At 70.5% G+C, this 25,595-nt stretch carries 25 protein-coding genes; 16 read left to right on the top strand and 9 right to left on the bottom strand.

Annotated elements, in window-relative coordinates:
- Nucleotides 1–180: 180 nt before the first annotated feature.
- The 5 genes from ACWD0F_RS24105 (at nt 181) to ACWD0F_RS24085 (ending at nt 4,099) form a co-directional block, all read left to right on the top strand.
- The gene (locus ACWD0F_RS24105) at nt 181–531 is read left to right on the top strand and encodes a YbaB/EbfC family nucleoid-associated protein (RefSeq protein WP_449878952.1); all 351 of its coding nucleotides are present in this window, start codon (nt 181–183) and stop codon (nt 529–531) included.
- Between the two features lie 2 nt (nt 532–533).
- Nucleotides 534–1,133: a recombination mediator RecR gene (recR, locus tag ACWD0F_RS24100; RefSeq protein WP_449878950.1), complete on the top strand. Its 600-nt coding sequence runs from the start codon at nt 534–536 to the stop codon at nt 1,131–1,133.
- A complete protein-coding gene (locus ACWD0F_RS24095) occupies nt 1,126–1,656 on the top strand; it encodes a DUF5063 domain-containing protein (protein WP_449878948.1) in 531 nt (176 codons plus the stop codon). Before recR ends, ACWD0F_RS24095 begins: the two co-directional genes overlap by 8 nt.
- A gap of 113 nt (nt 1,657–1,769) precedes the next feature.
- On the top strand, nt 1,770–3,044 hold the full coding sequence (locus ACWD0F_RS24090) for an aspartate kinase (protein ID WP_449878946.1): 1,275 nt from the start codon (nt 1,770–1,772) through the stop codon (nt 3,042–3,044).
- Nucleotides 3,041–4,099: an aspartate-semialdehyde dehydrogenase gene (locus tag ACWD0F_RS24085; protein ID WP_449878944.1), complete on the top strand. Its 1,059-nt coding sequence runs from the start codon at nt 3,041–3,043 to the stop codon at nt 4,097–4,099. The genes ACWD0F_RS24090 and ACWD0F_RS24085 overlap by 4 nt, the downstream gene beginning before the upstream one ends.
- Nucleotides 4,100–4,256: 157 nt before the next feature.
- Here the strand turns inward: ACWD0F_RS24085 and ACWD0F_RS24080 are convergent, their stop codons facing one another.
- Nucleotides 4,257–5,381 carry a hypothetical protein gene (locus tag ACWD0F_RS24080; protein WP_449878942.1) on the bottom strand — a complete coding sequence of 375 codons (1,125 nt, stop codon included), beginning with the start codon at nt 5,379–5,381 and terminating at the stop codon, nt 4,257–4,259.
- Between the two features lie 175 nt (nt 5,382–5,556).
- Here ACWD0F_RS24080 and ACWD0F_RS24075 point away from each other — a divergent pair, with 175 nt between their 5' ends.
- The 4 genes from ACWD0F_RS24075 (at nt 5,557) to ACWD0F_RS24060 (ending at nt 9,258) form a co-directional block, all read left to right on the top strand.
- Entirely contained in the window at nt 5,557–6,225 is a 669-nt protein-coding gene (locus ACWD0F_RS24075) for a TetR family transcriptional regulator (protein ID WP_449878940.1), read from the top strand.
- Between the two features lie 53 nt (nt 6,226–6,278).
- Nucleotides 6,279–7,238, top strand: coding sequence for an LLM class F420-dependent oxidoreductase (locus tag ACWD0F_RS24070; protein ID WP_449878938.1), 960 nt, complete (start codon nt 6,279–6,281; stop codon nt 7,236–7,238).
- Nucleotides 7,239–7,247: 9 nt separating this feature from the next.
- A complete protein-coding gene (locus tag ACWD0F_RS24065; protein ID WP_449878936.1) occupies nt 7,248–8,666 on the top strand; it encodes an amidase in 1,419 nt (472 codons plus the stop codon).
- Between the two features lie 262 nt (nt 8,667–8,928).
- Nucleotides 8,929–9,258, top strand: coding sequence for a YkvA family protein (locus ACWD0F_RS24060; protein WP_449878934.1), 330 nt, complete (start codon nt 8,929–8,931; stop codon nt 9,256–9,258).
- Here ACWD0F_RS24060 and ACWD0F_RS24055 read toward each other — a convergent pair.
- From ACWD0F_RS24055 to ACWD0F_RS24040, 4 genes are all read right to left on the bottom strand, one after another.
- Nucleotides 9,255–10,451 carry an amidohydrolase family protein gene (locus tag ACWD0F_RS24055; RefSeq protein WP_449878932.1) on the bottom strand — a complete coding sequence of 399 codons (1,197 nt, stop codon included), beginning with the start codon at nt 10,449–10,451 and terminating at the stop codon, nt 9,255–9,257. The two genes, ACWD0F_RS24060 and ACWD0F_RS24055, sit on opposite strands and share 4 nt — an antisense overlap.
- A gap of 164 nt (nt 10,452–10,615) precedes the next feature.
- Nucleotides 10,616–11,359, bottom strand: a complete 744-nt coding sequence (locus ACWD0F_RS24050; RefSeq protein ID WP_449878931.1) for a tyrosine-protein phosphatase — start codon at nt 11,357–11,359, stop codon at nt 10,616–10,618.
- 10 nt (nt 11,360–11,369) lie between these two features.
- Complete coding sequence (locus ACWD0F_RS24045; RefSeq protein ID WP_449878929.1) at nt 11,370–12,188, bottom strand: SURF1 family cytochrome oxidase biogenesis protein; 819 nt, start codon at nt 12,186–12,188, stop codon at nt 11,370–11,372.
- A gap of 33 nt (nt 12,189–12,221) precedes the next feature.
- Nucleotides 12,222–12,683 (bottom strand): winged helix-turn-helix transcriptional regulator, encoded by a 462-nt coding sequence (locus ACWD0F_RS24040; protein WP_449878927.1) that lies wholly within the window; start codon nt 12,681–12,683, stop codon nt 12,222–12,224.
- A gap of 59 nt (nt 12,684–12,742) precedes the next feature.
- Here ACWD0F_RS24040 and ACWD0F_RS24035 point away from each other — a divergent pair, with 59 nt between their 5' ends.
- The 3 genes from ACWD0F_RS24035 (at nt 12,743) to ACWD0F_RS24025 (ending at nt 14,908) form a co-directional block, all read left to right on the top strand.
- The gene (locus ACWD0F_RS24035) at nt 12,743–13,258 is read left to right on the top strand and encodes an N-acetyltransferase family protein (protein ID WP_449878925.1); all 516 of its coding nucleotides are present in this window, start codon (nt 12,743–12,745) and stop codon (nt 13,256–13,258) included.
- The gene (locus ACWD0F_RS24030) at nt 13,255–13,851 is read left to right on the top strand and encodes a TetR/AcrR family transcriptional regulator (protein WP_449878923.1); all 597 of its coding nucleotides are present in this window, start codon (nt 13,255–13,257) and stop codon (nt 13,849–13,851) included. The genes ACWD0F_RS24035 and ACWD0F_RS24030 overlap by 4 nt, the downstream gene beginning before the upstream one ends.
- Nucleotides 13,852–13,933: 82 nt before the next feature.
- On the top strand, nt 13,934–14,908 hold the full coding sequence (locus ACWD0F_RS24025) for an NAD(P)-dependent oxidoreductase (RefSeq protein ID WP_449878921.1): 975 nt from the start codon (nt 13,934–13,936) through the stop codon (nt 14,906–14,908).
- A gap of 54 nt (nt 14,909–14,962) precedes the next feature.
- Here ACWD0F_RS24025 and ACWD0F_RS24020 read toward each other — a convergent pair whose 3' ends face one another.
- Nucleotides 14,963–15,265, bottom strand: a complete 303-nt coding sequence (locus tag ACWD0F_RS24020; protein ID WP_449878919.1) for a hypothetical protein — start codon at nt 15,263–15,265, stop codon at nt 14,963–14,965.
- Between the two features lie 150 nt (nt 15,266–15,415).
- On the opposite strand from ACWD0F_RS24020, the gene ACWD0F_RS24015 reads away from it, so the two are divergent.
- Nucleotides 15,416–16,897: a DUF7059 domain-containing protein gene (locus ACWD0F_RS24015; RefSeq protein ID WP_449878917.1), complete on the top strand. Its 1,482-nt coding sequence runs from the start codon at nt 15,416–15,418 to the stop codon at nt 16,895–16,897.
- Nucleotides 16,898–17,179: 282 nt separating this feature from the next.
- On the opposite strand, the gene ACWD0F_RS24010 is transcribed toward ACWD0F_RS24015, so the two are convergent.
- The 3 genes from ACWD0F_RS24010 to ACWD0F_RS24000 all read right to left on the bottom strand — a co-directional run bounded on the left by ACWD0F_RS24010 (nt 17,180) and on the right by ACWD0F_RS24000 (nt 22,681).
- Nucleotides 17,180–20,347 carry an AfsR/SARP family transcriptional regulator gene (locus ACWD0F_RS24010; protein ID WP_449878916.1) on the bottom strand — a complete coding sequence of 1,056 codons (3,168 nt, stop codon included), beginning with the start codon at nt 20,345–20,347 and terminating at the stop codon, nt 17,180–17,182.
- Between the two features lie 260 nt (nt 20,348–20,607).
- Entirely contained in the window at nt 20,608–21,252 is a 645-nt protein-coding gene (locus ACWD0F_RS24005; RefSeq protein WP_449878914.1) for a GNAT family N-acetyltransferase, read from the bottom strand.
- Between the two features lie 157 nt (nt 21,253–21,409).
- Complete coding sequence (locus ACWD0F_RS24000) at nt 21,410–22,681, bottom strand: pyridoxal phosphate-dependent aminotransferase (protein ID WP_449878912.1); 1,272 nt, start codon at nt 22,679–22,681, stop codon at nt 21,410–21,412.
- A gap of 79 nt (nt 22,682–22,760) precedes the next feature.
- Between ACWD0F_RS24000 and ACWD0F_RS23995 the strand changes: the two genes are divergently transcribed.
- The 3 genes from ACWD0F_RS23995 to ACWD0F_RS23985 are packed head-to-tail and all read left to right on the top strand — an operon-like array spanning nt 22,761 to nt 25,594.
- Nucleotides 22,761–23,792, top strand: a complete 1,032-nt coding sequence (locus ACWD0F_RS23995) for a LysR family transcriptional regulator (RefSeq protein WP_449878910.1) — start codon at nt 22,761–22,763, stop codon at nt 23,790–23,792.
- A 30-nt stretch (nt 23,793–23,822) separates the two neighbouring features.
- Nucleotides 23,823–24,494 (top strand): ribonuclease HII, encoded by a 672-nt coding sequence (locus ACWD0F_RS23990; RefSeq protein WP_449878908.1) that lies wholly within the window; start codon nt 23,823–23,825, stop codon nt 24,492–24,494.
- 11 nt (nt 24,495–24,505) lie between these two features.
- Nucleotides 24,506–25,594 carry an LLM class flavin-dependent oxidoreductase gene (locus tag ACWD0F_RS23985; RefSeq protein WP_449878906.1) on the top strand — a complete coding sequence of 363 codons (1,089 nt, stop codon included), beginning with the start codon at nt 24,506–24,508 and terminating at the stop codon, nt 25,592–25,594.
- Nucleotide 25,595 lies beyond the last annotated feature (1 nt).

Below are 25,595 nucleotides of genomic sequence, written 5' to 3'. Positions count from 1 at the left end.
GATCCGGCCAAAACATCCGGCACCCAGCGAGCCGGGCAGGCGAGTCCGCCGAAAAGCACACGTGCGGCGAGGGTGAGAGGGCCGAGGGCGAAACATGGGGACGCCGCCAGTACATGACGCCGCCCAAACACCGTAGGCTCGTGGCAGTCAAGAACGCGGAGCCACGAGGAGCGCACGACGGTGAACCCAGGGGATGTCAACCTGCAGCAGCTTCTGGAGCAGGCACAGCTCATGCAGCAGCAGCTTGTGAGCGCCCAGCAGGAGCTCAACGACGCGCAGATCGAGGGCTCATCAGGCGGCGGCCTGGTCACAGCCGTCGTCAACGGCTCGGGCGAGCTGCTCGAGCTCAAGATCAACCCGAGCGTGATCGACTCCGGCGACGCGCAGGATACCGCCGACACGATCGCCGACCTGGTGATCGCCGCGGTCCGCGACGCCGTGCGCGCGGCAGCCGACCTGCAGCAGGAGAAGCTCGGCCCGCTGGCCCAGGGGCTCGGTGGCGGCGGCCTCGGACAGTTGCCAGGGTTCTAGGCATGTACGAAGGGGTCGTCCAGAATCTGATCGACGAGCTGGGCCTGCTGCCCGGCGTCGGTCCCAAGAGCGCGCAGCGGATCGCGTTCCACCTGCTGGCGGCCGATCCAGCCGACGTCAAACGGCTGGCGCACGCGCTGCTTGAGGTCAAGGAGAAGGTGCGCTTCTGCCGGGTCTGCGGAAACGTGGCCGCTGAGGAGGAGTGCCGCATCTGCCGCGACCCGCGCCGCGACACGCATGTGATCTGCGTGGTCGAGGAGTCGAAGGACGTCGTCGCCATCGAGAGGACGCGCGAGTTCCGCGGCACCTATCACGTGCTCGGTGGCGCGATCAGCCCGATCGACGGCGTCGGCCCCGACGACCTGCGCATTCGCGAGCTCATGACCCGCCTGGCCGACGGCAGTGTGACCGAGCTCATCCTCGCCACCGACCCCAATCTCGAGGGTGAGGCGACGGCTACTTACCTTGCCCGTCTGGTCAAGCCGATGGGTCTGAAAGTGACACGACTGGCCAGCGGTCTGCCTGTGGGCGGTGACCTCGAATACGCCGACGAGGTGACCTTGGGCCGCGCGTTCGAAGGACGGAGGCTGCTGGATGTCTGACCAGTGGAGCACGCTGGCGGGAGAGATCTCCGCGCATGCGCAGAACTACGTGGACGGCCTCACCAGGGTCGCGGGCGGCGAGGGCGGCGACGCCATCTGGTCGCTGCTGCTGGTGGAGGTCGCGCAGGTCAGCTTGGCCGGTGCCAAACTGGGCGCCAATCAGGACGTGATCCTCGCCGGCAACTACGAGCCGCCGATGAGCGAGGACCCCGACATCGACGGCGTACGCACGGCGCTGGCCGAGCGGCTTGAGGCGGTCGACGACTACGCCGAGGTCTTCGACCCCTACAAGGACACCGGCGTCACCCCTTACCGGCTGTCCGACGACCTGACCGCGGTCGCCGCCGACCTCATCCACGGGCTGCGTCACTACCACGCGGGCCGTCCCCTTGAGGCGCTGTGGTGGTGGCAGTACTCCTACTTCAACACCTGGGGAAACCACGCGGGCGCGGCCATGCGGGCCCTCCAGGCGCTGGCGGCGCACTCGCGCCTCGACGTCGCGGAGGAAGCCACCGCGGTGTGACCAGCACAGCATGGTGATCAGCGGGATGATCATCCACATAGTGGTATGAGCCATCGAGCGCATGAGAGGCCCCCAGTAGACTGGCAGCTCACAGTCCAAACCGGGAGACTCTCGTGGCACTCGTTGTGCAAAAGTACGGTGGTTCGTCCGTCGCCGACGCGTCCTGCATCAAGCGGGTAGCGCAGCGGATCGTCGCGACGAAAAAAGCCGGCAACGACGTGGTCGTGATCGTCTCGGCGATGGGCGACACCACCGATGAGCTGCTCGACCTGGCCGAGCAGGTGTCGCCGCTGCCTCCAGGCCGCGAGCTGGACATGTTGCTGACCTCGGGCGAGCGCATCTCGATGGCGCTGCTGGCGATGGCGATCGCCAACCTCGGCCACGAGGCCCGCTCCTTCACCGGCTCGCAGGCCGGTGTGATCACCGACTCCACCCACGGCAAGGCGCGCATCATCGACGTGACGCCCAGCCGCATCCAGGAGGCCATCGACCAGGGTCACATCGCGATCGTGGCCGGCTTCCAGGGCGTTTCGCAGGACACCAAGGACATCACCACGCTGGGTCGCGGTGGCTCCGACACGACGGCGGTGGCGCTGGCGGCGGCCCTTGAGGCCGACGTGTGCGAGATCTACACCGACGTCGACGGCATCTTCACCGCCGACCCGCGCATCGTGCCGGCGGCCCGCCAGATCCCCAGGATCTCCTACGACGAGATGATGGAGATGGCGGCCTGCGGCGCGAAGATTCTGCACCTCCGCTGCGTCGAGTACGCTCGGCGGTTCAACCTGCCGATTCACGTCCGCAGTTCGTTCAGCACCAAGGAAGGCACGTGGGTCGTCATCGACCCTTACACCGAAGGAACCGAGATGGAGCAGCCGATCATCTCCGGCGTCGCGCACGACCGGAGCGAGGCCAAGATCACCGTTGTCGGGGTCCCCGACAAGGTCGGCGAGGCTGCCTCGATCTTCAAAACGCTCGCCGAGGCCGAGGTCAACATCGACATGATCGTGCAGAACGTGTCGGCCGCGGCCACCGGCCGCACGGACATCTCGTTCACGTTGCCCACGGCCGACAGCTCGACGGCCCTGACGGCGCTGAAGAAGATCCAGGCCGGCATCGGCTACGAGTCGCTGCTCTTCGACGACCAGATCGGGAAGGTGTCGCTGATCGGCGCGGGCATGCGCTCGCACCCCGGCGTCACGGCGACGTTCTTCGCGGCCCTCGCCGACGTCGGGGTCAACATCGAAATGATCTCCACCTCGGAGATCCGCATCTCAGTGGTCGTCGAGCAGGACGGTGTCGACGCGGCCGTGGCGGCCGCCCACCGTGCCTTCGATCTCGACGCCGACCAGGTCGAAGCCGTGGTGTACGGAGGTTCCGGACTATGAGCAAGCCCAATCTCGCCCTGATCGGGGCCACCGGCGCCGTGGGCACCGTGATGCGCGACATCGTCTCCTCGCGCGCGGACATCTGGGGCGAGATCCGTCTCGTCGCCTCCGCCCGCTCAGCGGGCAAGGTGCTCCCCGTACGCGGTGCGGACGTCGTGGTGCAGGCCCTCACGCCCGAGGTGTTCGACGGCATCGACATCGCCATCTTCGACGTGCCCGACGAGGTCTCGGCCGTGTGGGTGCCGATCGCGGCCGAGCGCGGCGCGATCGCGATCGACAAGTCCGGCACGTTCCGGATGGAGGCCGACGTTCCGCTGGTCGTGCCCGAGGTCAACCCGCTCGACGCGCGCGAGCGGCCGCGCAACATCATCTCGACCCCCAACTGCACGACCCTGTCGATGATGGCGGCCATGGGCGCGCTGCACGCCGAGTTCACGCTCAAGGAGCTCGTCGTCGCCTCCTACCAGGCGGTGTCGGGCGCGGGCGTGGCGGGCTCGGAGCGGCTCTACGACGAGATCGAGGCGCTGGCCGGTGACCGGTCGATCGCCCAGGTGGCGGGCGACGTGCGCAAGGTGCTGGCCAACAAGCTGCCCGCCGAGTCGCCGTTCCCGGCGCCCGTGGCGTTCAACGTGGTGCCGTGGGCCGGCTCCTACAAGGACGGCGGCTGGGCCTCCGAGGAGCTCAAGCTCCGCAACGAGTCCCGCAAGATTTTGGGCATCCCCGATCTCAAGGTCTCCGCGACCTGCGTACGCGTGCCGGTGATCACGACCCACTCGCTGGCCGTGCACGCGCGCTTCGAGCGCGAGATCACGGTCGCCGACGCGCACCGCATCCTGGAGGCGGCGCCGACGGTGGTCCTCATGGACGACCCGGCCAACGGGGTGTTCCCGACGCCTCTGGAGACCGTGGGCAACGACCCGACCTACGTGGGCCGCATCCGTCAGGCGATCGACTTCCCCAATACGCTCGACCTGTTCGTGTGTGGTGACAACCTGCGCAAGGGAGCGGCGCTCAACGCGGCGGAGATCGCCGAGTTGGTGGCTTCCGAGCTGTAACCGGTTGGTCAGGAAGGGCGCCGTGCGAGATGTCGTGCGGCGTCCTTTCATGTCCGGCGCAGGGTCATGTCCGGCGCAGGGTCATGTCCGGCGCGGCAAGGCACGTCGCGCGTCGGGTGTCCGTGTCCGGTCGCCGGGACGGGGCACGGTTGCTCTGTCACCGGAAGAGGATGTCCCAGTGGCTGCTCTCGTCGGCGAACGTCGTGCCGGTGTCCGAGCGGTAGAGCGCGGCGCCGTCACTGCGTACCCCGCTCTTGTGGTGGTTCTTGGTGATGTGCCGGTCGATGCAGGCGCTGTGTGAGATGTCGAGTTTGTAGCCGTTGCCGTGGCTGAAGTGACCGGCGGCGTGGCCCTCTTCGGTTCCGCCCGTGACCATGATCGGGCAGCCGCTCTCGCGCTTGAGCTCGATGACGCGGGCGATCGTCCCGGCGCGTACGGAGTCGAGCGAGGTGCAGTGATGCATGTGCTTGCTCGTGCAACTTCCGGTCGAGTGCGTCCGCAGCCCGGCGCTCTTCAGCCAGCTGCTCGCGGTGCGGTGGGACATGTGCATGGCCGCCTGCCGGGGCATGACGCGTGACAGGTCGGGACGAACGCGCTTGTGGGCCACGTGAGGCCGCGCTTCGGGCATCACGGCCACACCGGTGCGCACCGGCCGCTTACGGACGGTCTGAAGCGGCGTCTGGGGCCGCTCGCGGGCCGTCTCCTCCTGCACGGCCCGTGGCTGGACCCGCGAGGGCCGCCCGGCGCGTGCGTGGATCGGCCTGTCCTGTGCGGTTCGTGGCTGGATCCGCGAGGGCCGCCCGGCGCGTCGGTGGATCAGCGCGGGTTGCTCGGCCCGTGGGCGGATCAGCGTTTCCTGCTCGGCCGGTGGCTGGAGAAGCGTCTCCTGCTCGGCTCGTGGCTGCGGGGCTTCCTGCTCGGCCGGTAGCTGGAGCAGTGCTTCCTGCTCGGCCCGTGGCTGGACTCGCACGGGCCGCTCGGCCCGTGGCTGGAGCAGCGAGGGCTGGTCGTGGATCTCGTTCGAGCCTTCCGTCATGGTCAGCGGCCAGCCGTTCCGCAGATCGAGCAGGTGCCCGCGAGCCATCATGAGACGCTCGTGGGCCACCCATGGGCCGACCTCGAAGGTCTCGAGGAAGCCCAGGGCCGCCGGGTGGGGAGGCACGGCCTCGTACGGTCCGCTCTGTGCCGGCTGCCCTTCGGGGAAGGTAGCGGCGGAAGCGGCCGAGGCCAGCGCGATTATGGAGATCTCAATGCCGAGGAGCGCGACTACGATGAGGCGCACTGTTCCACGTATCCACATGTCGATGCCTTTTCGCGGAAAAGAGCCCTTCCGCCACAAACGACAATCCCACCATTCACAGGAGATAACTCATGCCGCGAGCGCAACTTTGCCTTGTGGCGGTGATCACCGTGCGGCTTCATGACCGAACCAGGTCTCACGACGTAAAGTGACGAACGTGTCCGAAGCCCGAAACCGAGGATCGGAGAGCACCCGAGAGGTCATCGTCGACACGGCTTTGCGCCTGTTCCGGGAGCGCGGCTTCGACGCGACCACGATGCGTGCCATCGCCGCCGAGGCCGGAGTGTCAGTGGGCAACGCCTACTACTACTTCGAGGGCAAGGAGGCGTTGATCCAGGCGTACTACGACCGTGCCCAGGCCGAGCACGAGCAGGCCTGCAGGGATTTCCTGGCCACCGAGGAGTCGTTCGCGGGCCGGCTGACCGGGGTGCTGCGCGAATGGATCCGCGTGTCCGAGCCGTACCACGAGTTCGCCGTGAAGTTCTTCAAGCACGCGGCCGAGCCGGCGAACCCGCTGAGCCCGTTCAGCGAGCAGTCGTCCCCCGCCCGTGAGGCGTCCATCGCGATCTACCGCGAGGTCGTCGAGGGGTCGCGGGACCGCATGAACGCCGAGCTGCGCGAGGAGCTGCCCGAGTTGTTGTGGCTCATGTCCATGGGCATGGTGCTGTTCTGGGTGCACGACACCTCGCCGGGGTGCCGGCGTACGCACCGGCTGATCGACGTCACGGTGCCGCTGGTGGACCGGCTGGTCGGGCTCTCCCATCTGCCAGGACTGCGGGGGATCACGAAGGACTTCATCGCGGCGGTCCACGAGCTGCGCGCATAGGGAAACATACCGAGCGGTTGGTATGGTCGGCCCAAAAGATCTGGAGGCCGTGTATGACGCAGAACTGGGGCATGACGATCCCCTTCTACGACCGCTCGCTGTCGAAGTCCCAGGAGCTGATCGCGCAGTTGCCGGGGCTCGGCTACACCGACGCGTGGTCGGCCGAGGTCAACGGCGCCGACGGGTTCGTGCCCCTGGCCATGGCCGCGCAGTGGGCGCCGGGGATCAGGCTGGGCAGCGCCATCGTCCCGGTGTCGACGCGCGGCCCGGGACTGCTGGCCATGTCCGCGGCGACACTCGCCGACCTGGCGCCCGAGCGGTTCGTGCTGGGCATCGGCGCGTCCTCGCCCGCGATCGTCGAGCGGTGGAACGCGGGCACGTTCGACAAGCCGTACGCGCGCACCCGCGACACGCTGCGCTTCCTGAAGAAGGCGCTGGCGGGGGAGAAGGTCTCGGAGAAGTACGAGACGTTCGAGATCAAGGGGTTCAAGCTGGAGCGGGCCCCCAAGATCCCGCCCAAGGTGGTCCTGGCGGCCCTGCGGCCCAGGATGTTGCGGCTGGCGGCCGAGGAGGCCGACGGGGCGATCACGAACTGGCTCTCGCCCGACGACGTCCGCCAGGTGCGCTCCGTGATCGGCCCCGGCACCGAGCTGATCGCCCGCCTGTTCGTCTGCGTGAGCGAGGACGCCGACAAGGTACGCGAGCTGGGCCGGTGGATGCTGGCCAGCTACCTGACCGTCCCGGTCTACGCCGCGTTCCACGACTGGCTGGGCCGCGGCGAGGTGCTGCGCCCCATGCACGAGGCGTGGGCGGCCGGCGACCGGCAGGCGGCGCTCAAGGCCATCCCCGACGAGGTGGTCGACGCGTTGATCGTGCACGGCGACGCGGCCACCTGCCGCGCCAGGATCCAGCAGTACGTGGACAACGGGCTCGACACCCCCGTGCTCGCCCCCATCCCGGGCGGAGAGATCTCCATCGAACAAGCCGTGCGAGACCTGGCTCCCAAAGCGTAGGAGGGGTTCATGGACGACTTACTGAGGCTGGACGCGGTCGGGCAGGCGCAGGCGGTCAAGGACGGCCTGGTGTCCCCCCGTGAGCTGACCGAGGCCGCGATCGCCGCCATCGAGGCCCGCGACGGCGAGCTGAACGCGGTCATCCACCGCCGTTTCGAGCGGGCCCTGGCCGAGGCCGGCGCCGTCCCCGGCGAGGCGCCCTTCGCCGGTGTGCCGATCCTGCTCAAGGATCTCGGCTGGCGGCAGGCGGGCGAGCCGTACAGCGCGGGCTCGAACGTCCGCGACGGCCTGGAGGACGCCGCGGACGGCTACGGCGTCGTACGGCTGCGCTCGGCCGGCTTCGTGATCCTCGGCCGGACCAACACCCCCGAGTTCGGCAGCACGATCACCACCGAGCCGGTGGCCTTCGGGCCCACGCGCAACCCGTACGACCCGGCGTACTCGGCGGGTGGTTCGAGCGGCGGCTCCGCCGCGGCGGTGGCGGCCGGGATGGTCGCGCTGGCGTCGGCCAGCGACGGCGGCGGGTCGATCCGCATCCCCGCGTCCCTGTGCGGCCTGGTGGGGCTCAAGCCGACGCGGGGGCGGACGAGCATGGGACCGAGCATGGGCGAGGGCTGGAACGGCTTCTCGTGCCCGGGATTCGTCACCAGGACCGTACGCGACACGGCGGCGGCGCTCGACCTCGTCGCAGGGCTGCACCCCGGTGACCCGTACGACGCTCCCGCGCTGCCGGGACCGCTGGCCGCCGAGACGAAAGCGGAGCCGGGGAGGTTGCGGATCGGGTTCCTGACCACGCATCCCCGGGGCGACGTGCCGGAGGCGCCCGAGCTGACCGAGGCCGTGGCCACGACCGCCGCCCTGCTGGAGGCGCTCGGCCACGACGTCGCCCCGGGCGGCCCCGAGGCTCTGGGCGACCCCGAGTTCACCGGTCACTTCGGGGCCATCGTGGCCAACAACCTCGCGGCGCAGGTCGCCGGCCTGGGCGAGCTGCGCGGCAAGCCCGTGGAGCTGGAGGAGCTGGAGCCGCGCAACGCCGCCATGGTCACCGCCGGCCGCGGGCACAGCGCGGTCGAGCAGATCCTGGCCACCCAGTGGGTGGACGGCTTCCGCCGCCGGATGGCCGGGTGGTGGAGCTCCGGCCACGACCTGCTGCTGATGCCGTCGCTGGGCGTCGCGCCGTTCCGGCTCGGCTGGATCCCGCCCGATGACCTCAGCATCGCCATGGGCAGGACCATGCACGGCGTGGCCTTCACCTCGCCGATCAACGCCACCGGGCAGCCGGCCATCTCGCTGCCGCTGCACCGGGACGAGGCGGGGATGCCGGTCGGGGTGCAACTCGTGGCGGCGGCCGGCCGGGAGGACCTGCTCATCAGGGTGGCGGCACAGATCGAGCGGGCCAGGCCGTTCACGCACACGGCCATGCGCTGATCGAGCGGCCAGGCCGTTCACGCACGCGGTGATGCGCTGATCGAGCGGCCAGGCCGTTCACGCACGCGGTGATGCGCTGATCGAGCGGCCAGGCCGTTCACGCAGGGTGATGCGCTGAACCGGCAGGAACTCCTCACCTCGGCAACGCGTTATGTCGTGAGAAGCCGGGGGTAGGGGGTTTTCCATGATGGCTAAGGCAGCACGGGCAGCGGCGGCGTGGCGCACGTATCGCGATGTGACCAAGCCTGGTTCTCCTGGCCTGTTGACCAGGGTCCGGGCCATCCCCCGCATGGTGGGCGCGGTCATGCGCGGCCGGTACGCCGGGATGGGCAAGGGCAAGCTGGGCCTGCTGGGCCTCGGGGTGCTCTACATCGTGTCGCCGGTCGACGTCCTGCCCGACTTCCTCGTGCTGATCGGGGTCGCCGACGACTTCGGCGTCTTCCTGTGGCTCATGGCCTCGCTGCTCGGCGAGAGCGGGCGCTACGTCGAGCACGAGCGCAGCGTCATCCAGGGCCGGCTCGAAGCGGACCGGCTTGATCAGGGCCGGCTCGACGAGGGCCGGCTCGGGCGGGGCCGGCTCGACGAGGGTTAGATCTCCTCCATCCGCAACCAGGCGCGTGACGGCAGCGGGTGCCCGAACAGGCGGGCCGCGTTGCCGTAGGCGACCCTGGCGATGTCGGCGGGCGGAAGCGTGCCGAGGTTGCGCGCCACCGACTTCTGGGTGTCGGGCCAGGTCGAGTCGGAGTGCGGATAGCCGCTCTCCTGCAGCACGTGGTCGAGGCCGACCGCGAGCCGCACCCCCGACAGCGCGTGGTCGTCGAGCGTGCCGAAGAAGAAGTTGCGGCGCATCACCTCGCTGGGCTTGAGCCCGCCCTCCCACTGCGCCTCGCCGGCGACCGGGTGGTCGAGGGCGTAGTCGGCGCGCTCGGCCAGCATCGGCAGCCAGCCGACGCCACCCTCGACGATGAGGATGCGCAGCGCGGGGAAACGCAGCGGCAGCCCCGACCAGAGCCAGTCGGCGCAGGCGAACATGGCGCTGGTCGGCATCAGCGTGGTGATGGCCTCGATGGGCGTGTCCGGCGAGGGCACGGGCGACCACGACGAGTCACCGGCGTGCAGGCAGACGACGGTCCCGGTCTCCTCACAGGCGGCGAAGAACGGGTCCCAGTGGCCGGTGTGGATCGACGGCAGGCGCAACCTGGTGGGGAACTCGGGGAAGACGACGGCCTTGAAGCCCCGGGCGGCGTTGGCGCGGATCTCCTTGGCGGCCACGTCGGGATCGGGCAGCCACGGAAGTTGCAGGCCGATGATCCGCTCGGGATAGGTGCCCGCCCAGACGTCGATGTGCCAGTCGTTCCACGCCCTGACGAGGGCGAGGCCGAGCTCCTGGTCGCGGGTCCTGGCGAACGGCATGCCCGACTGACCGGCCAGCATGCCGGGGAAGCAGAGCGCGGCCCAGATGCCGGCGACCTCCATGTCCTGGATGCGGGCCTCGATGTCGTGGCAGCCCGGCCGCATGTGCTCGAACCGGACGGGATCCAGCGTCCACTGCTCGCGCGGCAGCCCCGCGCCCACGTCGATGCCGGCGCACGGATAGGTGGCCCCGCCGTAGCGCCAGACTTGGTGACCCGCCTCCGTCTCCACGACCTTGGGCGCGACCTCGGCGTATTTCTCCGGCAACCGGTCTTCGAAAAGGTCGGGAGGCTCGATCAGGTGATCGTCGGCGGAGATGATCACATAGTCGCGCCGCCTCGGGTCAGGGTCGGGGAGCAGCGGCGTAGTCACGCAGGTAACCGTACGACGGCGGCATAACGTCGAACAAGCTGCGACGTATCCGTTGGGTATCCGTGTTTTTCTGACCCGGGACCGCCGGGAGGGGGAATGCGGGCGATCCCGGGCTCAAAGGGCCCGCTCGCCGAGCCGCAGCCGACGGGGGGCCTCGGGTCCCACTACCCCTCTGAGATCTCTTCAGTCAGCAAATGCCGGCGAAGTTCGGCGACCGTGGCCGGGCCGAGCTGGAGGACGTCTGTGACGTAGTTCTCGACCGAGCCGTGCCGCCTGGTCATGTCGGTGAGGAAGAAGCGCATGGCCTCGGCGGGAGCCTGGCCGAAGCCCGGCCACAGCGGCGCGTCGGGATGTCTCCTGCTCCAATCGGCCACGAAGCGCTCGGTGGCCAGCCCGGTGAGCGCGTAGTCGGCCACGATGTCGTCCTCGCTCACGCCCGCCAGCGACAGGATCATCGCGATGAGCACGCCGGTACGGTCCTTGCCGGCGGCGCAGTGGACGACGGCGGGGGAGTTGTCGGCCCGCGCCACCGTCTCCAGGGCGGTCCTGAGGTTGCCGACGCCGTCCTCGGTCACCTCCAGGTAGCGGTCGGCCAGGTATCTGCCGACGCCCGCCTCCTCGCTGAAGGCGGCGGTGTCCCAGCGACGTCCCTCGATGGGCAGGTTCTGGTAGTGCTGGCCCTCGGCCTCCGGCACGCGTCCCATTCTCTCGACCTCGAACGGGTGCCGCAGGTCGATGACGGTGCGGACGCGCAGCGCCTGGAAGGCCGTCAGATCGTCGCCGGTCAGCCAGCCCAGGCTGTCGGCGCGGTAGAGGCGCTGCCACTGGACGGTGCGCCCGTCCCTGGCGGCATATCCACCTATATCGCGAAAATTGCAGAGATTAGTGAACTCAATGTGGCGGATCACCCTCAATACCTTAAGTGGTGGCGGTCTCGGCCTCCTGGGCCGCTGACGAGCCGCCGCCCTCCTGGGCCCGGCGCTCGGCCACCTCACGCCGGATCAGCAGGATCCACCCCCCGATGGCGATGCCGATGAACAACCACCACTGCACCCCGTAGGCCAGGTTGAGCCCGCCGCCCGCGCCGACGTCGGGCGCGGGCACCGGCTCGGGCGCGGTGGCGGGCGCGGGCTGCTGCTCCATCAGGTCCACGTAGCCGCCGACGAGACGGTAAGGGAGCCCTTGCCCGATCTTGTCGCTGTTGATCAGCAGGACCTGCCCGGCGGGCAGCCCGGAGCGCTCCCTGATGCCGCTGGACTCCTCGGTCTCAGTGAGCCGTAGCCGTCCGGTGACACTTACCTGTCCGGTGGCCGGAGGGGGCACCTCCGGCGTGGCGTCGGCGGTGGCGCCCGCCTTGACCCAGCCCCGGTTGACGATCACGGCCGTGCCGGAGCCGGTGACGAGGGGGGTCAGCACGTAGTAGCCGGGCCGGCCGTCCTGGGGGCGCCGGCGTACGAGAAGGGCGTGGGACGGGTCGTACGTGCCGGAGACCGTGACGGTCTTGAACCGGTCGTCCTCGCGCACCTGCCGCCCCGGGGCCGTCAGGCCCGCAAGGGGCACCGGCGCGGCCTCGATGTTGGCCGTGACCAGCTCGCTGTTGGCGGAGCGCTCCTCGAAGCGCCCGAACTGCCACCGCCCGAGGAACACGAAGGCGGGAATGACCAGCAGCACCACCACATGGAGCGCGAGCCATCGAGGCGTCAGCAGGAACCGGTACACGCCTTCAAGGGTAGGCACCGGCACCGGTGCTCCTCCACACGGCTCGGCTGCTCAGGCACTCTCGCGGGCGGCCCCGGGCGCGGGGCTGACCTCGCGCGGCCCGCTCACCTCGTGGCCGTCGGCGCAGCGGAAGTGCTGCTCGATGGCGGCTCCGCAGTCGCGGTGCGTCAGCAGCACGGGGGGCCCGTCGTCGCCTGCCAGGTATTTGTCGCCCCAGTGCATCAGCGCGACGAGCAGCGGATAGAGGTCGCGGCCCTTCTCCGTGAGGCGGTATTCGTCGCGCTGGCGCTGCCCAGGCTCGCGGTAGGGCTTCTTGCGCAGCAGGCCCTCGTCGACCAGCCGGCAGAGGCGGGCGCTGAGCACCTGGCGGGGGGCGCCGGTGGCCGCCTGCATGTCGGCGAACCGCCGGACTCCGCTGAACGCCTCGCGCAGCACCAGGAAGGTCCACTTCTCCCCGACGATGTCCAGGGTGCGCTCGATCGAGCAGTTGTCCACCCGGAAGGGAACGTTCATTTTTACATTATACCTGAGTTCGATTGACAGACTCAGGCACGCGGATGCACGCTGGGTCTATGCACCGAACTCAGATCCGGCCGGCTCGCCCGGACGACGAGGAACGGATCAGGCGCTTTCTGACGGGGTTGTCGCTGCACACGCAGACACTCCGCTTCTTCACCGGCATCACCACACCGGCCGCCGGGCTGGTCCGCACCCTGATCGCGGTGGACGAGCGCCGCGACGCCCTCGTGGCCACGGCGGCGGGCGGGGAGATCGTCGGCCACGCCATGAGCTACCAGGGCGGTTGTGCCGACGTGGAGATCGCCGTGGTCGTGGCCGATCAGTGGCAGGGCTTCGGGCTGGGGTCCAAGCTGATCGACACGCTGTTGTCGCGGGCCTCGGTCAGGGGCGCGCGGACCGTGGGCATGGACGTTCTCGGCGAGAACCGGCGGGTGCTCAGGCTCATCCGCAGGCGCTGGCCGGAAGCCGAGATGAAGGTCACGTCAGGGTCCGTTGCGGTGACGGCTATGATCAATCAGGCCGGGTCATTTGCGGAACAACGTTCTGGTAGCACACCATTGACAGCGTGAAGAGTGTCAAGAACGGACGCGACGGCCGTACCCGCATCATCGAGGGCGCCCTCCGCCGCTTCAGCCAGGACGGGGTGTCGGCCACCACGCTGGCCAGCCTCCGTGAGGAGAGTGGCGTAAGCGTCGGCAGCTTCTACCACCACTTCGCCAGCAAAGAGCACGTCTACGGAGTCCTCTACTCCGAGATCCTCGCGGCCTACCAAGAGGCCTTCCTGGCCGAGCTGGTGGGCCACGAGGGCGCCCGAGACGGCATCGAGGCGGTCGTGGCCTTCCACATGCGCTGGTCGGGAGAGCACCCGGAGCGGGCCAGGCTGCTGGTCAGCGAGCGCCCGCCACGCAAGACCGAGCCGGGTGGAGCGGAGGTCGCCGAGGCGCGACGCGCCTTCTTCCGCAAGGTCTCCGACTGGTGGCGGCCGCACATGAAGAACGGCCTGCTCCAGCCGGTGCACGCGACCATGTGCTACGTCCTGTGGCTGGGCCCGGCGCAGGAGATGTGCCGGTTGTGGTTCGCCGGGGCGCACACCCCCACGGAGGAGGAGATCAACGGGCTGGGCGAGGCCGCCTGGCAGAGCCTGCGCCAGCGCGAGGAGTGAGGTCCGGCCAGCGTGGGGATTAAGGTCCGGCCAGCGCGGGGAGCAATGATCTGAGCACCGTGTGTGGTGTTATTGTCCAGATGTGACACGACCGCGGGCGCTGGTGCTGCCCACCCTGCCGGAGCGCGCGCTCGCCCGCCTGGGTGAGGTGGCCGAGCTGGTCGAGGTTCCCGCGCGGCCGGATCTCGGCTTCACCGATGACCAGCTCGCCGATCTGGTCATCGAGACCGGCGCGACCGTCGTCATCACCGACGGCGACCAGGTCCGCACGTCCGTGCTCGGGTTGCATCTGGACGTGGTGGCCATCATGGGCGCGCCCGCGAGCGTCGACCTGACGCTGGCCACCGAGCGCGGGATCACCGTGCTGTACGCCGCCGACCGCGATCCCGAGGCGGTCGCCGAGCTGACCCTCGCGCTGCTGTTCGCCGTCAGCAGGAACATCGTGACCGCCGACAGGGAGCTACGCCACGGGCACGTGCACCGCGGCCGGGTGCCGCCCGCGCAGCGCCACCGGGGCAGGCGGCTGACCGGCAGGACGTTCGGCATCGTGGGCCTCGGCCGCGTCGGCCGGGCCATGCACTGGCGCTGCGAAGGGCTCGGCATGCGGGTGATCACCTGCGATCCGTTCGTGCCCGAGGCCACCCACACGCTGCCCGACCTGCTGGCCGAGTCTGACGTGGTGTCGCTGCACGTGCCGCTGAACTCGGAGACCAGGGGCCTGTTCGGCTACACCGAGTTCGGCGCGATGCGGCCGGACTCCATCTACCTCAACACCTCGCGTGGCGCGCTGCACGATCTGAAGGCGCTGGTCGACGCGCTGCGCTGGGGTCAGGTGGGCGGCGCGGGGCTCGACCACTTCGAGGGCGAGTGGCTCGATCCGGCCCACCCTCTGACCAGCCTGCCCAACGTGGTGCTGACGCCCCGGCTGGGCGAGGCCACGGGGGAGAGCCAGGAGGAGCTGGCCGAGACACTGGTGGCGGACATCGCGCGGCTGCTGCGGGGCGAGGCGCCCGCGCACGCGTACGCGCCCGTCATGCCGCTGGCGGGGCCGGCGTAGATCAGGCGGGGTCAGCGGGCGTTGGTCGGGGTCAGCGGGCGGGTGCCGCTGGGATCAGGCCGGCTGCCGGAGGCGGGTGGGGACCCGCCAGCTCGCCCGGTCGAGTGAGATGTCCAGCCGCAGATCGCCACGCTGCCTGCGCAGCCCGGGGACCCGGACCCGGTCGTGCACGTCGAACCTGCCCCGGTGCGGATAGCCGAACCCGAGCTCGCCGGGCAGCACGCGGAGGTCGTCGCGGTTGCCGCAGCGCGGGCAGGTCCATGAGACCAGGTCGAGGCCGCGGTTGTAGTCGGAGCAGGCGCTGAAGTACTCGTCGGGCCCGAATCGGGATTCGCAGGCCAAGCAGGGGATCAGCATGTGTCCGCTCCTCGGTATGGCGTTCTTGCACTCCTAGAGATACCGCGCCCTACTTGTCCAACGCTTGCAGAACGCTTGGGCGCTTAAGTAACAGTATGAGCACTGTCGGTATCGGATCATGCGTGGAGTCCGCGGTGAAAGGATGGGCTCGTGGAAAGACTGCGCCAGCATCTCCTGGAAACCGGATACACGATCGACGGCGTCCGCGAGCGGCTGGGGAGCATGGCCGCCTCGGCGCTGTCCCGCGAGGAGCTGGTCCCGGCTCTGCGGGCGACCGCCGACGGCGACCCGCTGGCCACGTTGATCAGGCTGTGGTGGCTCGGCGTTGCCGTTCCCGCCAAGGACGTCGCGCGCGAGGTGCTCGACTCCGGGCTGGTCGAGGCCGTCAACGGTCAGGCGGGCGGCGATGGCCGGTCGGGCGGTGACCAGCTCAGCGGCAGTCAGACGGGCGGCAGTCAGGCGGGCGGTGGTCTGGTGCGGGCGACCGTGCACCTTCAGCCGTGGGAGACCGGCGGCTACCTCGTCTCCGACCGTAAGGTGCGGCCCGGCGACCCGTCGTTGCGGTCCGACCACGTCGTGGGCGCCGGGGGCGCGTCGGCCAACCTGGCTCAGCTCGTCAGCCGCCGCCCGGTCCAGCGCGCGCTCGACCTGGGCACGGGGTGCGGCGTTCAGGTGCTGCACCTGGCGGGGCGGGCCGAGCACATCACGGCCACCGACCTCAACCCGCGCGCCCTGGAGCTGGCCGAGCTGAGCTGGCGGTTGTCCGGCGTCGAGGGGGTGGAGCGGCGCACGGGGTCGATGTACGAGCCGGTCGGGGACGAGCTGTTCGACCTGATCGTGAGCAACCCGCCGTTCGTCATCGCTCCCACGCGCGACCAGCGGCTGACCTACCGGGAGTCGGGGGCCAGGGGCGACGGCTTCTGCCGCGACCTCGTCCGCCGCACGCCCCGCCACCTGGCGCCGGAGGGCCAGGCCCACTTCCTGGCCAACTGGCTGCACGTCGAAGGCGAGGACTGGCACGACCGGGTCGGCGGCTGGTTGCGCGAGACCGGCTGCGACGCCTGGGTGGTCCAGCGTGACGTGCAGGACCCGGCCGAATACGTCGAGCTGTGGCTCAAGGACGCGGCCGAGCAGGGCACCAGGGACTACACCGCGCACTACGACCGGTGGCTGGCCTGGTTCGACGAGCTGAAGGTGGAAGGCGTCGGCTTCGGCTGGATCACCATGCGCAACTCCGGCACGCTCGACCCGGTCGTCCGCGTGGAGCACCTGGATCACCAGGTCATGCTCCCGGTCGGCGACTATGTGGACGCCGTGGTCGACGCCATCTCCGTCGCACACCGCGCTCGGGGGCTGGACGCCGCGCTGCTGCGTACGGTCGACGGTCTGCTGGACGAGCGGATCGGCCTGCCCGGCGCGGAGGACCCCATGCGCATCGTGCTGCGCCAGACGCAGGGGCTGCGCCGCAGCAGGGAGGTCGGCACGGTGGAGGCCGCGCTGGCCGGCGTGTGCGACGGCGAGCTGGCCCTCGGGCCGCTGCTCAACGTGATCGCCGAGCTGGTCGGCGACGGCGAGATGCCTGACTCCGACGCGATTAGGCCCCTCATCGCCGAGGGTTATTTCTTGCTTTAATTCGCCGTTGATCCGACGTTGACTCCGTGGGTGGAGTCTCTTGACCAGGACACGGACCTGGGGGGTTCGAGGGCCGTGTCAGGTTCGGCCGGTCGTCCTGAGTGAGGCGGCTAGCTACTACGCGGAGCATCCGGATAACCGGGCCCCCTAGCGACGCGTGGCGGCGAGGGCGACCGGCCGGGCTCAACATCGTGATCAGCAGTCCGCTTCGCAGGTTTCCCATGAGAAGGGAGAGCCTTGATCAACCACGTGTGGATGACACGTCTGGACGACGAGCTGTACTCAGGGCTCGACGACGGACTCAGCGACGGACTGGGCGACAGGGTCAGTAATGGACCCAGTGACGGACCCAGCGGCGACGGACCGGACGACGGGCTCAGCGGCGGACTCGGTGGCGGACTCGGTGGCGGGCTCGGGGACGGGCTCGGGGACGGCGTCCGTGCGGGGGACGCTGTCGAGGAGGAGCTTGAGGTCGCCGGCCTCGGGAGCGCCGAGCCGGGCGAAGATCTCGAAAGCCTGCCGTAGACAGTCGAGGCTCCGCATCGTGCTGCCTAGACCGCGCAGCGCCTTGCCCAGGACGGTGAGCGAGAGCGCCTCCCCATAGGGATGGCCGATGTCGCGGGCGACCACCAGAGCCTGCTCCGCGTGCCGCACGGCGTCGGGATAACGCTCGGCGGCGATGAAGGTCTCCGCCAGCCTGGAGCACACCCGCTGCTCCCACACCCGCTGCTTGCTCGCCCGGAAGAAGGCCAGGCACTCGGCGTGGTGGTGGACGGCCTCGGTGAGGCGGCCGACCCGGGACAGGACGATCCCCAGGTGGTAGCGGGCACGGGCGGTGCCGGCGCCGCTGCCGATCTCCGTGAAGATGGCCAGGCCCGCCTCCGCCGCGGCGATGGCGTCCTCGGGACGGCCGAGGCCCAGGTGGTCGCGGGCGGAGTAGCTGAGGACGAGGGCCTCGCCGGCCGGTACGCCGTTCTCGCGGTAGAAGCGCGTCGCCGCGTCGAACAGGGCCAGCGCCTCGGTGTGGCGGCGCTGCCTGCCGACGACGACGGCCAGGGCGTTGAGCACCTCGCCGGTGACCAGCTTCTCGCCGCGGGCCTGCGACAGCTCGTGCACGACCCTGAACTGCTCCTCGGCCTCCTTGAGCCGGTTGCCGGCGAACAACACCCGGCCCAGCACGTAGCGCGACCGCAGCTCGCCGGCCTGGTCGCCGAGTTTCTGCGCGGCGGCCAGCACGGCCCGCGTGCTCTGGTCGAACTCGCGCGTGTGCGTGCCCGACTCCAGCAGCGGCTCCATCGCCACCAGCAGGTCGCCGGCGGGCAGGAGCTGCTCGCCGGTACGGGCGGAGGCGGCGGCCTGGTTGATGGTGGCGAACAGCGAGTCGCCCTCGGCGATCAGCCACGCCACGGCCTCGTCGGCGCTGGTGAACGTCCGCCCGCTGCCGATCACCACGATGTTGGCCGGAATCATGCTGCCCTCGTAGGCCAGCCCGTGGGCGGACTGGGCCGAGGCCAGGTAGAAGCCGAGCAGCCGGCGCAGCGCCAGGGTCTTGGCCTGGGGCCGCTCGCTCCGCTCCAGCGCCCGCCGGGCGAACAGCTTGAGCAGGTCGTGGAAGCGGTAGCGGCCCGGGCCCGGCGCCTCCAGCAGGCTGGCGTCCACCAGGGACTCCAGCACCTCTTCGGCCTCGAACTCGCTCATCGACAACACCGCGGCCGCGGCTCCGGAGGAGATGTGCGGCCCGTTGGGCAGCGAGAGCAGGCGGAACGCGCGCGCCTGGCCGGGCTCCAGCTGCCCGTAGCCGAGCGCGAACGTGGCCTCGACGGCGAGGTTGCCCACGCGCAGCTCGTCGAGGCGGCGCTGCTCGTCGGCGAGCCTGGGCACCAGGGAGGCGACCGTCCACGTGGGCCGCGCGGCGAGCCTGGCCGCCACGATCCGGACGGCCAGGGGCAGGAACCCGCACGCGGCCACCACGTCCATGGCCGCGCCGTGCTCGGCCGACACGCGCTCGGCCCCGGCCACGGTCGAGAAGAGCGACAGCGCCTCGTCCGGCTCCATCACGTCGAGGTCGATCAGCTTGGCGGAGGCCAGGTCGGCCAGCTTGACGCGGCTGGTGACGAGGGCCGCGCACCCGGCCGAGCCCGGCAGCAGCGGGCCGACCTGCCGGGCGTCGCGGGCGTTGTCCAGCAGCACGAGGATGCGGCGCTCGGCCAGGATCGACCGGTAGAGCGCGGAGCGCTCCGGCAGCCCTTCGGGGATGACGTCGGGCGGGACGCCGAGCGCGCGCAGGAAGCCGCCGAGCGCCGACTCGGGGGCGGTGGCCTCGTCGGTGTAGCCGCGCAGGTCGGCATAGAGCTGGCCGTCGGGGAAGGCGTCGTCCATCAGGTGGGCCACGTGCACGGCCAGCGCGGTCTTGCCGACGCCGCCGATGCCGGAGATCGCGGCCACCGGCACGCCCTCGGGCGACGAAAGCGACGAGGACTGGGCCGACAACAGCGAGCGCAGGCGGACGGAGATCTCCTTGCGGCCGGTGAAGTCGCTGGCGGCGGCGGGGAGTTGCGCGGGGCGGGGCAGCTCGTGCGCCGGCGGCTCCTCCTCGTGCGCCGGTTCCTCCTCCTTGGCGGTCGTGACCAGCCCGGGAACGAACACCAGGGTGGGCAGGGGGGCGGCCAGCGTGGGGTCGGCGGCCAGGATGCGCTGGTGCAGCGCGGCCAGCTCGGGCCCCGGCTCGATGCCCAGCTCGTCGACCAGCGCCTCGCGCGTCTCGGTGAAGACGTTGAGCGCGTCGCCCTGCTGGCCGCACCGGTAGTAGGCCAGCATGAGCTGGGCCCGCAGCCGCTCGCGCAGCGGGTGGTCGGCGGTCAGCGCGATGAGCTCCGAGACGACCTTGGCGTGGTTGCCCAGCTCCAGGTCCACGTCCATGAGCGTCTCGACGACGCTGATGCGCCGCTCGATCAGCCGGTCACGCTGGTGCTCGCAGTAGGGGCCGACGGTCCCGGCCAGCGGCTCGCCCTCGAACAGCGACAGGGCGCCCCGTAGCGCCACGGCGGACTCGGCCAGCCGGCCCGCCTTGCGCGCGGACTCGGCCTCGTTGATGTCGTGTTCGAGGCGGCTCACGTCGAGCGCGCCGTCGGACAACCGCAGCGCGTAGCCCCTGCCGATGGAGGTGAGCAGCTCCGGCCGGGCGCGGGCGGCGCGGTCCGGCTCCAGCACCGTGCGGAGCCTGGAGACGTAGGTGCGCAGCGCGCCGAGGGCGCGTGGCGGCGCCTCCTCGCCCCAGACCGCGTCGATCATCTCGTTGGGGGTGACCGCGTGACCCGCACGCAGGAGCAGCATGCCGAGGATGGAACGCTGCAGCGGAGTGCCCAGGTCGAGCTCCTGGCCATCGCGCCACGCGCGGACGGGACCGAGCACGGCGAACCGCAGCCCGCCCTCAACGCTCTGACCAGCCATGCCGTCTATCTCCAAGTTAATGGAACGATTTGTTACCAAATGATAGATCCGTGGCGGCTCATCACCTATATGTGGGCTGATCGTTAACCGACTCGTTGATCCGCCTTTAATTAGCTGTTGAGCCCGTCCCCCGATGCTGAAGGTCCGGCTAGGCCTGACGCACCATCGCGGGGGTGTGTCATGTAGAGCACGTGCAGGCACGAAAAAATACAGGCCCCGCCCGAGATTCTGGGCGGGGCCATCCGGATGTACGGGAACGCTCAGGCCGCCTCGACCAGCCCGAGCCTCATGACCAGGCGTTCTCTGACGGCCGGCCATTCGGAGTGCAGGATCGAGTAGAAGGCGGTATCTCGGACCGTGTTGTCGGCGCCTCGGCTGTCCGCTCGCCGCACCCCGTCGAAGTGTGCGCCGAGGGCCTCGATGGCGGCCCGGGATTTCGCGTTGCGTATGTCTGCTTTGAGGGTGATGCGGTGGACGTTCCACGTCTCGAAGGCGTGCGAGAGCATGAGGAACTTGCTCTCCCGGTTGACCCCCGTGCCCTGGGCGCCGGCGCCCAGCCAGGTGTAACCGATGTCGGCCACGGACGGGATGTCGCCCACCGCGCCACGTGTACCCGGCGGCCAGGGCATGGGGCCCTGCCAGTACTCCAGGTGCATGAGACGGGTGGCACCGACCACGCGGTCGGTGTTCAGCCACCGGATGGCGAAGGGCAGAGTGCGGCCCTCCGCCTGCTCAGCCATGGCCGCTTCCACGTAGGAGACGACCTCGTCCCGGCCATGCGGGACACGAGTGAAGGCGTAAGTGGAACGATCTTCACTCGCCGCGGTGACCAGGTCATCGACCACCGCGAGGCTGAGAGGTTCCAGGCGCACGGAGCGCCCGGACAGGGTGACAAGAGCGGGCATGTGCACATGATGGGGCTTACCGCTCCGTGTACGGAACCAGGCTCCAGGACTCATCTTTTGCCGGTTTCTGCAACTGCAGTGTTTCCCCAGGTCAGAGGCCCCTTTTGGGGGACGGTCAACCGGTTCTTGGGGAAAGATTCGCCTAACCGTGACATGGCTACCGGACCAGCGCCGGGCGCCGTTCACGTCCCGTCCCCCGGTGTGCCGGAGACAACCTCTGCAAACCCCTCGACAGGAAGTCCAGATTGGCGGCGATCCACGGCAGCCGCAGCGGGTCGGTGCTGCTCAGAGCGGTCAGCCGCTCCTCGGTGGTCTCGCCGTAGAGCAGGCTCACCGCGACCCGCACCCGCGCCGCCGCGGGGTCGTCGCCGAAGGCGTGCCCGGGAAGGACGCCGATGCCGTGTTCCTCCAGGAGCATCTTGGTGAGCTCGGTGGCGCCGCCGAGCCGGAGGTGACCCAGGTCGGGATAGAGATAGAAGCCGCCCTGTGGCGGGGCCACCTCGGCGCCGATCTCCGCGAACCTGTCGTGGACGGCCCCTGCGACCAGGCCGTGCAGCCGCCGGCTGCGGATGATGCGGTCGGTCAGCTCCTGCGGATCGCCGAAGGCGTAGGCCGCGGCCTCCTGGACCGGCGCCGCGGGCGCCGACCAGATCTCGCTGGCCACCGCGAGCAGCCGGGCGCGCAGGTAGTGGCCGCCCTCCGGCAGCCTGGCCACACCGATCCGCCAGCCGCCCAGCGCCAGGCTCTTGCTCAGCCCGGTGGTGATGATCGTGCGCTCGGGCGCGAGCTCGGCCGGCGAGGTGTACGGCAGGGCCGGGTCGTGCAGCAGATCCCGGTAGATCTCGTCCGAGATGATCGTCAGATCGAGTTCGCGGGCGACCTGGGCCAGCCGGCCGATGGTGGCCGGCGTGGCGAGCCGGCCGGTCGGATTGTCGGGCAGCGTGACCAGGATCGAGCTCACGGTCCTGCCCTCGGCCCTGGCCCGCCGCACCTCGGCGGCCACCCGGCCGGGGTCGGGCACTCCGCCCTCTCCTGGCGGTGCGGGCACCAGGATGGGGCGGGAGCCGACGAGGTCGGCCTGCGCGGCGTAGCTGACCCAGCTGGGCATGGGCAGGACGATGTCTCCGCCGATCGCCAGGAGCAGGCCGTACAGGAGCGACTTGCTGCCTGGGCCGCAGACGACCAGGTCGGGGTCGGTGCTGAGGCCACGTCGTGTCCAGTAGCCCGCCGCGGCGGCGCGCAGTTCGGGCGCTCCCGCGACCGGCCCGTAGCCGTTGCGGGCCGATGCGGCGGCCAGTCTGTCGCGCAGTGCCGGGTGGACGGGCAGCCCCGCCTCGCCGAAGGCGAGGTTGAGCACGCGTTCCCCGGCGCGCCGTCTTCGTTCGATGTCCTCGTTGGCCGCCAGGGTCGCGGACAGGGTTACGGTCATGTTTGTCACGTTCCCAGGGTGGTTGGATGAAGGCATCACGACAAGCGAGGCTTTTTGTGGGTAGGCATAAGGAAGTCTGATGCTCGAATTGCGGCGTTTGGTGCTGATCTGCGAGTTCGCCCGCCGGGGCAGCATCGCAGCGACCGCTGAGTCGCTCGGCTACAGTCCTTCGGCTGTGTCGCAGCAGCTCGTCGCGCTCGAACGCGAGACCGGCACGGCCCTGATCGACAGGACCGCGCGCAGCGCCGAGCTCACCGACTCGGGCCGCCGGCTGGTCGCGCACGCGGAGCGCATCCTGTCCATGGTCGAGGAGGCCGAGTCCGACCTCTCGGCCCACGCGGGGACCCCGGCGGGGCGCGTCGTGGTCACCGCCTTCCCGACGGCGGCGGTGGCGTTCGCGCCCGCGCTGGCGCGCTCGCTGCGCCGCCACACCGAGCTGACGCTCCGGCTGGGGCAGAGCAGATCGGGCCGGGGGATGCGCGAGGTGCAGTCGGGAGAGGTGGACATCGCGCTCGTCGACGACTGGTACGGGCGGGTGCGCGACAGCGAGAGCCTGCGGGTCTTCCCGCTGCTGCGTGACCCCGTGGTGCTGGTCGTGCCGCGCAGGCACCGGCTGGCCGACCCCGGCGTGCCACTGGACCTGCGGGAGTTGCGGAACGAGCCGTGGATGGCGACGCCGGACGGTGAGCCGTCGCGGCTGGCGGTGGACCGGTTGTTCGTGGACGTGGGCGGCACCCGGCCGACGCCATGGGAGTTCGAGGGGCTGGGGACGATCCTGTCGCTCGTGGCCAAGGGGATCGGCATCGCGGCCGTGCCCGCGCTGGCGCTGGCTGCCGGGGTGCGGGGGCTGGCCGTGCGGCGGTTCCCCGGCGACCCGGTGGGGCGCGACGTGCACGCCGTCGCCCGCGGCTCCAGCGTCCACCGGCCCTCGGTGTCGGTGACGCTGCAGGCCGTCCACGAGGCCGCCCGCTACATCGCCGCCGACCTCGATCCGGTGGGCCTGGCGGAGCGGACGCGGGACGACCACGGTCCTGAGGAGGAGCCCGGGGACCGGCCCGGCGGCCTGCGCCACTCGGCCCGTGGCGCGATGGGCCGGCCGTTCGGTGAATGAGCGCGGGCGGAGGCGGTAGCGTCTGCGTTCATGGCGCCGACGTACGACATCGAGCACCTGCTGCTCTCCCAGCCCAGCATCCGCACGGTCGCGGGCGTCGACGAGGTGGGCCGGGGCGCTTGGGCGGGACCTGTGACGGTCTGTGCCGTCGTCACCGACCTGTCGGAGCCGCCGGCCGGCCTGACCGACTCCAAGCAGGTCTCCGAGGCCAGGCGCACGCCACTGGCCGCCGAGGTGGCGGCCTGGGCGGCGGGCGTCGGCTACGGCGAGGCCACGCACGAGGAGATCGACACCGTCGGCATGACCGAGGCCCTGCGCCGCGCCGCGCGCCGCGCCCTGCGGGCCCTTCCCGTCCGGCCCGACGCGGTGATCCTCGACGGCAAGCACGACTACATCGGCGCGCCCTGGCCGGTGCGCCTGGAGGTCAAGGGGGATGCGGCGAGCGTCTCGGTCGCGGCGGCGTCCGTCCTGGCGAAGGTCCGCCGCGACGCCTACATGGGAACGATCGGATGCGACGAGTACGGCTTCGCCGAGAACGCCGGTTATCCGTCGCCCCTGCATCAGGATGCGCTCGCCCGTCTGGGCCCAACGCCGCATCACCGGCTTTCCTGGTCATATCTCGACGGCCTTCCGCAGTGGCGCCATCTCAAACACCATCGGGATCCGCTCGCGGGTGAAGGGCAGGCGGCCCTTTTCGGCTGACGTCGGCCATCATGGGTCGGGTGCGCATCGGAATCTTTCTGATCGTGGCGCAGTTCCCCGGCCACGGATCCGGGCAGGTGCTGACCGACGCCGTCGAGTCGATCGTGGCCGCCGAGGAGGCGGGATTCGACGACGCCTGGATCGCCGAGCATCACTTCATGTCCTACGGCGTGTGCCCGTCCGCCACCACCCTCGCCGCCGTCGCCGCCGGCCGGACCACGCGGATCGGGCTCGGCACCGCCGTGAGCGTGCTGAGCACCCAGCATCCCGTCGCGCTGGCCGAGCAGGCGGCGATGTTGCACCACCTGTCCGGCGGGCGGTTCACCCTGGGCGTCGGCAGGGGTGGGCCGTGGGTGGATCTGGAGGTGTTCGGGGCGGGGATCGAGCGGTTCGAGCGCGGGTTCGGGGAGTCGCTGGACCTGCTGCTGGCCGCTCTCTCGGCGGGATGGGTCGGTGCTGACGGGGAGTTCTTCCGGTTCAGGCGGGTTCGGATGGTGCCTGAGGCGCGGTTGCGGCCCGTGGTCGCGTGCACGTCGGTGGCGACCGTGCGGCTGGCGGCCGAGCGCGGGCTGCCGATGTTGCTCGGCATGCACGTGGGGGACGCCGAAAAGGCCGCCCTGGTCACGGCGTACGCGGAGTACGCGGCGCGCGTGGCCGGCGCGGGAGAGGGCGGCGCGGGAGGGGCCGGCGCGGCCGGGCACCTGGCGCGCGGGGTCGGCGCGGCCGGGCGGGTGGCGGGGGACGGCGGGGCGGTCGGGCATGTGGCGGCCGGGGTGGGGTATGTCGCGGATTCGACGGGTGCGGCGGTGCGGGAGCTCAAGCGGTCGATGCCCGCGTGGCTGGGGCCGGGGCTGGCGGGATATGTGCCGGTGGACGGCCGGGCCCGGCCAACACGGGATATTTCGGCATATGTGGATCTGCTGACGCAAATTCACCCGGTCGGCTCGGCCGAGCATTGTGCCGAGAACATGTTGCGGACCGCGGCGAACACCGGAATCGGCCATCTGATCCTCATGGTCGAGGGCCTGGGGGACCATCAGCGGACATTGGAGAACATCCGGCGCTTCGGGAGTGAGGTGCTGCCGCTGCTGCGCGGCTGAC

The organism is Nonomuraea sp. NPDC002799 (assembly GCF_053592075.1).
The sequence above is the reverse complement of the archived record's forward strand: the minus strand, read 5'-3'. Positions and strand labels throughout refer to the sequence as shown.

Bases quoted from the DNA above. Each gene is read 5' to 3' on its own strand.
- recR (WP_449878950.1), top strand. From the start codon at position 534: ATGTACGAAGGGGTCGTCCAGAATCTGATCGACGAGCTGGGCCTGCTG.
- ACWD0F_RS24095 (WP_449878948.1), top strand. From the start codon at position 1,126: ATGTCTGACCAGTGGAGCACGCTGGCGGGAGAGATCTCCGCGCATGCG.
- ACWD0F_RS24085 (WP_449878944.1), top strand. From the start codon at position 3,041: ATGAGCAAGCCCAATCTCGCCCTGATCGGGGCCACCGGCGCCGTGGGC.
- ACWD0F_RS24070 (WP_449878938.1), top strand. From the start codon at position 6,279: ATGACGCAGAACTGGGGCATGACGATCCCCTTCTACGACCGCTCGCTG.
- ACWD0F_RS24065 (WP_449878936.1), top strand. From the start codon at position 7,248: ATGGACGACTTACTGAGGCTGGACGCGGTCGGGCAGGCGCAGGCGGTC.
- ACWD0F_RS24040 (WP_449878927.1), bottom strand. From the start codon at position 12,683: ATGAACGTTCCCTTCCGGGTGGACAACTGCTCGATCGAGCGCACCCTG.
- ACWD0F_RS24035 (WP_449878925.1), top strand. From the start codon at position 12,743: ATGCACCGAACTCAGATCCGGCCGGCTCGCCCGGACGACGAGGAACGG.
- ACWD0F_RS24020 (WP_449878919.1), bottom strand. From the start codon at position 15,265: ATGCTGATCCCCTGCTTGGCCTGCGAATCCCGATTCGGGCCCGACGAG.
- ACWD0F_RS24010 (WP_449878916.1), bottom strand. From the start codon at position 20,347: ATGGCTGGTCAGAGCGTTGAGGGCGGGCTGCGGTTCGCCGTGCTCGGT.
- ACWD0F_RS24005 (WP_449878914.1), bottom strand. From the start codon at position 21,252: ATGCCCGCTCTTGTCACCCTGTCCGGGCGCTCCGTGCGCCTGGAACCT.
- ACWD0F_RS24000 (WP_449878912.1), bottom strand. From the start codon at position 22,681: ATGACCGTAACCCTGTCCGCGACCCTGGCGGCCAACGAGGACATCGAA.
- ACWD0F_RS23995 (WP_449878910.1), top strand. From the start codon at position 22,761: ATGCTCGAATTGCGGCGTTTGGTGCTGATCTGCGAGTTCGCCCGCCGG.
- ACWD0F_RS23990 (WP_449878908.1), top strand. From the start codon at position 23,823: ATGGCGCCGACGTACGACATCGAGCACCTGCTGCTCTCCCAGCCCAGC.
- ACWD0F_RS23985 (WP_449878906.1), top strand. From the start codon at position 24,506: ATGGGTCGGGTGCGCATCGGAATCTTTCTGATCGTGGCGCAGTTCCCC.